The 1,231-nt window shown below is 72.2% G+C and carries 2 pseudogenes; one reads left to right on the top strand and one right to left on the bottom strand.

Annotated features, from left to right (window positions below):
* Nucleotides 1-237 precede the first annotated feature (237 nt).
* Nucleotides 238-1,068 (top strand): annotated as a pseudogene (locus QH270_RS02975) (3-hydroxybutyryl-CoA dehydrogenase); the annotation flags it as partial.
* A 66-nt stretch (nt 1,069-1,134) separates the two neighbouring features.
* Here QH270_RS02975 and QH270_RS02970 read toward each other — a convergent pair.
* Nucleotides 1,135-1,231, bottom strand: a pseudogene (locus QH270_RS02970) (3-hydroxybutyryl-CoA dehydrogenase); the annotation flags it as partial.

Below are 1,231 nucleotides of genomic sequence, written 5' to 3'. Positions count from 1 at the left end.
CGCCCCGCCCCCCCCCCCCCCCCCCCGCCCCCCCCCCCCCCCCCCCCCCCCCCCCCCCCCCCCCCCCCCCCCCCCCCCCCCCCCCCCCCCCCCCCCCCCCCCCCCCCCCCCCCCCCCCCCCCCCCCCCCCCCCCGGTCTGTCTCCGGCACCATCTCGTACGCCTGTGGCACTCAGTGCCACCTCGGATGAAATAATCCCCGGGACAACCAGGGCAATGCGATGTTGGGAGTACGGCAATGGAGTTGATCGGTGTGATCGGTGGCGGCACCATGGGTGCCGGTATCGCCGAGGTGTGTGCCAAGGCGGGGAGCTCGGTCCTCGTGCTGGAGACCAAGCAGGAGTTCGCCGACGCCGCGCAGCAGCGCATCGCGACCTCGATCGGCAAGGGCGTCGCCCGCGGCAAGATCACCCAGGAAGAGGCCGACGCCGCCATCGCGCGCGTGCGGGTCACCCTGGACATGGACGAGTTCGCCGACCGCGACCTGGTGATCGAGGCCGCGCCGGAGATCGAGTCGCTGAAGTACGAGATCTTCGGCAAGCTCGACAAGATCGTGAAGCCCGAAGGCATCCTCGCCACCAACACCTCCTCGATCCCGGTGATCAAGGTGGCCGGCGCCACCGAGCGTCCCGAGCGGGTCGTCGGCGTGCACTTCTTCAACCCGGTGCCGGTGATGCCGCTGGTCGAGATCATCTCGACCCTGGTCACCGCGCCGGAGGCGGCCGCGGCCGTCACCGACTACGCCAAGAACACCCTGGGCAAGATGACCGTGCAGGCGGGTGACCGCTCCGGCTTCATCGTCAACGCGCTGCTCATTCCCTACCTGTGCTCCGCGATCCGCATGCTGGAGTCGGGCTACGCCACCGCCGAGGACATCGACGCGGCCATGAAGGGCGGCTGCGGCTACCCGATGGGCCCGCTCACCCTCCTCGACACCGTCGGCCTCGACATCGCCCTGGCCGCCTCGGAATCGCTCTACGCCGAGTTCGCCGAGCCCCACCTCGCCCCGCCGGCCCTGCTGCGCCGCATGGTCGACGCGGGCCGCCTCGGCCGCAAGTCCGGCCGCGGTGTCGAAGAAAACGGCAATTTAGTACCCGGCGGCGGCGCGCCCCCGGACTCACTTGGCGTTGTGGTTCTACCCGGGGCCGGACTTGCGGCGGTGGCGGCCCGCGTCGACCATGCGGCGCAGCAGGGCCGGCGGGGCGAGGTGGGGCTCGGCGAACTCGGCGTAG

It is taken from the genome of Nocardia neocaledoniensis (assembly GCF_029868625.1).
Lineage (GTDB): Bacteria > Actinomycetota > Actinomycetes > Mycobacteriales > Mycobacteriaceae > Nocardia > Nocardia neocaledoniensis_A.
The sequence above is the reverse complement of the archived record's forward strand: the minus strand, read 5'-3'. Positions and strand labels throughout refer to the sequence as shown.